Genomic DNA, 4,851 nt, shown 5'->3' on the forward strand with positions numbered 1-4,851 from the left:
GAAGGCGCCCTGCGCCGTTTCCGCCAGCCGGCCGACGAAGTCGACCGGCTGGCGGGAACCGCGCAAGGCGCCTTCGGCGACGTGTTGCTGCTGATGAACAATGCCGGTGTCGGCAACAATCCCGGCAAACCGTGGGAAAACCGGGATGCCTGGAAGCGGCTTCTCGCCATCAATTTCTGGGGCGTCGTGCATGGCGTCGAGGCATTCGCGCCGGCCATGCTGGCCTCGGGCAAGCCCGGCCTGATCATCAACACCGGCTCCAAGCAGGGCATCACCACGCCGCCCGGCAATCTCGCCTACAACGTCTCCAAGGCCGGCGTGAAGACCTTCACCGAGGGTCTTGCCCACGCTCTGCGCAACGAGCCCGGCGCCAGGATCTCCGCCCACCTGCTCATCCCGGGCTTCACCTATACCGGCCTCACCGAAGGCGCGACCGAGAAGCCGGCCGGCGCCTGGACGGGAGAGCAGGTCATCGACTTCATGCTCGCCTCGCTCAAGCTCGGCGATTTCTACATCCTTTGCCCCGACAATGAGGTGGCGCGGCCGACGGACGAAAAGCGCATGGCCTGGGCGATCGGCGACATCATCGAGAACCGCCCTGCTCTGTCGCGCTGGCACCCTGACCACAAGGACGCCTTCGCGACCTTCATGAACGGCTGACAGTCGGGCTCAAGCGGCTGCCTGCTTCTTCGAGCCGGGCATCGGCGTTACCGCCTTCTTGGCGGCGGCGTCGGCGATCTTTCGATCGTGGCGCTTCGCCGCCTGCTCGCATTTGGCGCGGATCTCCTCGACTTCCGATTCCGTCAGGTGCTCGATGCCGATGAAGTGGTTGTGGGCGCGGCTGACCCGGATCAGCTCGTCGAGCTTGGCCTGGATCGCCGCGCCGTCGCGGTTCTGCGTGTTCTGGATGAGGAACACCATCAGAAAGGTGACGATCGTGGTGCCGGTGTTGATGACGAGCTGCCAGGTATCGGAAAAGCCGAAGAATGGTCCGCTCGCGGCCCAGACGACGACGATCAGAATGCAGGCGGCGAAGGTGGGCGGCAGGCCGGCCACATGAGCCACCCAATTGGCAATCCTGGTGAAAAGTCTCTCGATCATCGGAATCTCTCGACCGTAGTGCGAACTCCGAGAGAAACAGACAACGCACGCTCCCGGTTCCCGCTGAACCGATCCGCACGTGCAATCCGGCACACGCGGAAAGCGCAGGCTCAAGAAAAAACACCTTATGGCTTTGTTGTCATAGTGCGGGAGCAGGCAAGAAAAGCCTGTTCCGTCCGCTTCACGGCGGTTTACCTCCAGCCCCTTCCGCTGCGCCACCCCCGCATGGCGGAAGGGGTTTTGTCCCTCAGGATCAGGTCGCGTCGTTTTCCCAGCGGTCGAGGAAGGCCTCGATCGGCATGGCCTGCATGTCGGGAACGGCCTTGGCCAGTTTCTCCGGCGGCCAGTCCCACCAGCCAAGGCGTTCGATGCGGGCCGCGATGCCGGCGTTGAAACGCTGGCGCAGCGGCCTGGCCGGCACGCCGGCGACGATCGTGTAGGCTGGCACGTCATGCGTCACCACCGCGTTGGCGCCGACAATGGCGCCATTGCCGATAGTGATGCCCGGCATGATCACCGCGCCATGGCCGATCCAGACGTCGTGGCCGATACTGACGGACCTTGCCTGCCGCCGCTCCCGGAAGGCCGCGTCGACGCCCAGCCAGCGGAAATACTCGTTCGGCCGGTAGCTGACCTTGTGCTGCGTCAACCGCTCGATCGGATGCTCGAGCGCATTGATGCGGCTGTTGGCGGCGATCGAGCAGAATTTGCCGATCGTCGTGTAGATCGCTTCGGCGTGGCGTTCGAAATAGGAGAAGTCGCCGACCGTCACCTCGCGCAGGACCACCCGTTCGCCGATCGAGGCGTAGCGGCCGAGCTTGCATGCCTTCAGTTCCGCGGTCGGATGGATGCGCGGTTCAGCGTCTTTCAGGAGGAGGTTTTCGGCTCGGTCCATGCGGCGGCTTTACCCCCGCGCAATTGCTGCCGCAAGGCGGGAGCAATTGTCGCGCCGTCAAACAGCCCCGGAGAGCCTGCCCCGCCTATTGCGGCTTGCCCTTGGTCCAGACCACGTTCTGGCCGTAGAGCGGGATCGTCGTGACCGACATCTTGGCCGAACCGTTCTGCACCTGGCGTGAATGCGAGAGATAGATCAGCGTCTCGTTCTTCTTGTCGTAGATGCGGTTCACCACCTGCTTCTTCCAGATCAGGCTGATGCCCTGCTTGAACACCTCCTCGCCGCTTTCGCCCATGTCGATGTCACCGATGGCGATGGGCCCGGTCTGGCGGCAGGAGATCGACGAATCGGACGGATCCTCGAACCAGTTGCCCTTGTGCAGGCGATCGATGACGCTGCGATCGAAATACGCGACGTGGCAGGTGACGCCCTCGACTTTCGGATCCTTGATCGCCTCGACCATGATATCGTTGCCGACCCAGTCGACGCCGACCTTGCCGACCTCCTCGGCCGCCGCCGCGCCGACGACAAGGCATGCGGCAAGCGCGCCGCCGATCAGTTTTCGCAAGAGAGCCTCCTCGGTTCGAGTTGCCGGTCTCAGGTGGGACTGAAGTGGCTTGTTTACAAGCTAGGCCTGGCGGAACCTCAACATCTGCCGCAGCACGTCGCTCCTGAGGACAAAGTGCTGGACCAACGCGCCGGCGATATGCAGCAGCACGACATAGAGCAGGATGTTCTTGCCCACCACATGCACCAGCCCGGCCCCCGGCACCTGCAGGAACCAGGCGGCAGCACCCGAAAGCGGCACGATGAAGATGAGGGCGTAGATCAGCAGATGCGCGGCCTTGGCCAGCAGCCGCAGCGCCGGATGCTCCATGCCCGAGACCGGCGGCACGCCGCGCGTCGCCCTCAGCCAAAGCCGCCATGTCGCAAGAACGAGTACCGCAAGGCCGAGCACGGCATGCATATAGGCCAGCGGTATGTCCCCTGCGGCAGCCTCCTGCCCTCTGCGAAAGGCACGCCAGACATGCTCCATGCCGTCATGGGCAAGGAACTGGATCAGAATCAGCGCGGCGATGCCCCAATGCAGCCAGATCTGGGTCTTCGAATAGGAGGCTGCTTGCATGTCCGGTCCATCGCTGGCGTGTCTGTCTCGAAGATAGGTCGGCGGAAAACCCGGTCAAATTAAGGATTGGCAATATGCATCGGTTGCGGCAACGCGGCATCTTTGCCTCCGCCGCCTCTACCCGCTAAGACTGCTCGAACAAGGCGTCCGATTGGGCGCCAAATGAAAGATCACGACGGACATTTCCCGATGATGCGTTCAATTCTGGTCGGCATTCTCGTCCTGATGGCGGCCGGCATCGGCTGGCTCACCTTCGATTTCTATCGCGGCCACTACAGCGGCGAGCCTTACGGCGCGCCCTTCGCGCTGGTCGACCAGAAGGGCGCGCCGATCACCGAAGCCGCCTTCAGGGGCCATCCCAGCGTCGTCTTCTTCGGTTTCACCCATTGTCCCGAAGTGTGCCCGACCACGCTCTTCGAACTGTCCGGCTGGCTGAAGACGCTTGGCGACGGCGGCAAGAACCTGAACGCCTATTTCGTCACCGTCGACCCCGAGCGTGACACGCCCGAGATCATCAAGGCCTATGTCGGCAATTTCTCCGACCGCATCGTCGGCATCAGCGGCGACCCCGACAAGGTCCATGCTATGGCCAAATCCTTCGGCATCTACTGGAAGAAGGTCGACACCGGCGATGGCGACTACACGATGGACCACACCGCCTCGGTGCTGCTGCTCAATGGCAAGGGCGAGTTCTCCGGCACCATCGCCTATGGCGAAAGCGCCGACGCGGCCGTTGCCAAGCTGAAGCGCCTGGCGAACGAAGGCTGACACCGTCCGATGGCGCAGACGCGGCTCCATTTCACCGCCGGCAAAATCGAGGCCGATCGCATCTTCGCCGCGCTCGATGCGGCCTTCGAGGATGAGGGCCTGCCGCTTGCCGTGCTGGAGGTCGACGAGGACCGCGACATCCACGAAGTCTCGCTCTATGCCGATGGCGACGTCGATGCGGTCGAGGCGCGACTGAAGGACATCCTTGCCGGCCTCGCGCTGACGAAGCCTATCGAACGCGAAACGCTGCCCGAAATCGACTGGGTGGCGCGCTCGCTGGAGGGCTTGAAGCCGGTGCGCGCCGGCCGCTTCTTCGTCCATGGCGCGCATGACCGCGACAGGCGCCACAGCGGCGACCTCGCCATCGAGATCGAGGCCGGCCTTGCCTTCGGCACCGGCCATCACGGTACCACCGCCGGCTGCCTCGAAATGCTGGAGAAGGTCGTGCGGCGCGAGCGGCCGCGCAACGCCCTCGACCTCGGCACCGGCAGCGCCGTGCTGGCGATTGCGCTGGCGAGGCTGGGGCATATCCCGGTGCTGGCGACCGACATCGACCCGGTCGCCGTCAAGGTCGCCGCCGCCAATGCCCGCCTCAACCATGTCAAGGCGCTGGTCGAAACCGTGACCGCGCCGGGCTTCCATCACCCGATCTTCGGCAGGCGCGCGCCGTTCGATCTCATCGTCGCCAACATATTGGCGCGGCCTTTGATGCGGCTGGCGCCGGAGATGGCGAAGCACATCAGGCTCGGCGGCTCGCTCGTGCTGTCCGGCATTCTCGATCGCCAGCGCGATGCCGTCGTCTCGGCCTATGTCGGCCAGAGCTTCCGCCACGTTCGCACCCTGCACCGCGAGGGCTGGGTGACGATCCATCTCAAGCGCTGAAACTGGACCAATCCGTCCCTCCGGAAATCGATTCCGGTTTTCGGGGCCATGCGCTACGGTCGCGTCGACAGAGGAGGCC

Annotated in this window: 7 protein-coding genes; 3 read left to right on the forward strand and 4 right to left on the reverse strand. The window is 64.2% G+C overall.

Annotated elements, in window-relative coordinates:
* The coding region (locus EN738_RS30930; protein WP_127286916.1) for an SDR family NAD(P)-dependent oxidoreductase at nucleotides 1-660 on the forward strand (660 nt) is incomplete at its 5' end.
* Between the two features lie 9 nt (nucleotides 661-669).
* Here the strand turns inward: EN738_RS30930 and EN738_RS30935 are convergent.
* From EN738_RS30935 to EN738_RS30950, 4 genes are all read right to left on the reverse strand, one after another.
* Nucleotides 670-1,101: a low affinity iron permease family protein gene (locus EN738_RS30935; protein ID WP_189606060.1), complete on the reverse strand. Its 432-nt coding sequence runs from the start codon at nucleotides 1,099-1,101 to the stop codon at nucleotides 670-672.
* Nucleotides 1,102-1,354: 253 nt separating this feature from the next.
* Nucleotides 1,355-1,996, reverse strand: a complete 642-nt coding sequence (locus EN738_RS30940; protein WP_127286917.1) for a DapH/DapD/GlmU-related protein — start codon at nucleotides 1,994-1,996, stop codon at nucleotides 1,355-1,357.
* 85 nt (nucleotides 1,997-2,081) lie between these two features.
* Nucleotides 2,082-2,564: a CreA family protein gene (locus tag EN738_RS30945; RefSeq protein ID WP_127286918.1), complete on the reverse strand. Its 483-nt coding sequence runs from the start codon at nucleotides 2,562-2,564 to the stop codon at nucleotides 2,082-2,084.
* A gap of 60 nt (nucleotides 2,565-2,624) precedes the next feature.
* Nucleotides 2,625-3,122 (reverse strand): cytochrome b/b6 domain-containing protein, encoded by a 498-nt coding sequence (locus EN738_RS30950; protein ID WP_127286919.1) that lies wholly within the window; start codon nucleotides 3,120-3,122, stop codon nucleotides 2,625-2,627.
* A gap of 189 nt (nucleotides 3,123-3,311) precedes the next feature.
* Here EN738_RS30950 and EN738_RS30955 point away from each other — a divergent pair, with 189 nt between their 5' ends.
* Both EN738_RS30955 and EN738_RS30960 read left to right on the forward strand, forming a co-directional pair.
* The gene (locus EN738_RS30955) at nucleotides 3,312-3,890 is read left to right on the forward strand and encodes an SCO family protein (protein ID WP_127286920.1); all 579 of its coding nucleotides are present in this window, start codon (nucleotides 3,312-3,314) and stop codon (nucleotides 3,888-3,890) included.
* Between the two features lie 9 nt (nucleotides 3,891-3,899).
* Nucleotides 3,900-4,772 (forward strand): 50S ribosomal protein L11 methyltransferase, encoded by an 873-nt coding sequence (locus EN738_RS30960; protein WP_127286921.1) that lies wholly within the window; start codon nucleotides 3,900-3,902, stop codon nucleotides 4,770-4,772.
* Nucleotides 4,773-4,851: the final 79 nt, after the last annotated feature.

The sequence above is a fragment of the Mesorhizobium sp. M4B.F.Ca.ET.017.02.2.1 genome, from assembly GCF_003998955.1.
GTDB lineage: Bacteria > Pseudomonadota > Alphaproteobacteria > Rhizobiales > Rhizobiaceae > Mesorhizobium > Mesorhizobium abyssinicae.

Bases quoted from the DNA above. Each gene is read 5' to 3' on its own strand.
- EN738_RS30960 (WP_127286921.1), top strand. From the start codon at position 3,900: ATGGCGCAGACGCGGCTCCATTTCACCGCCGGCAAAATCGAGGCCGAT.
- EN738_RS30950 (WP_127286919.1), bottom strand. From the start codon at position 3,122: ATGCAAGCAGCCTCCTATTCGAAGACCCAGATCTGGCTGCATTGGGGC.
- EN738_RS30940 (WP_127286917.1), bottom strand. From the start codon at position 1,996: ATGGACCGAGCCGAAAACCTCCTCCTGAAAGACGCTGAACCGCGCATC.
- EN738_RS30935 (WP_189606060.1), bottom strand. From the start codon at position 1,101: ATGATCGAGAGACTTTTCACCAGGATTGCCAATTGGGTGGCTCATGTG.
- EN738_RS30955 (WP_127286920.1), top strand. From the start codon at position 3,312: ATGATGCGTTCAATTCTGGTCGGCATTCTCGTCCTGATGGCGGCCGGC.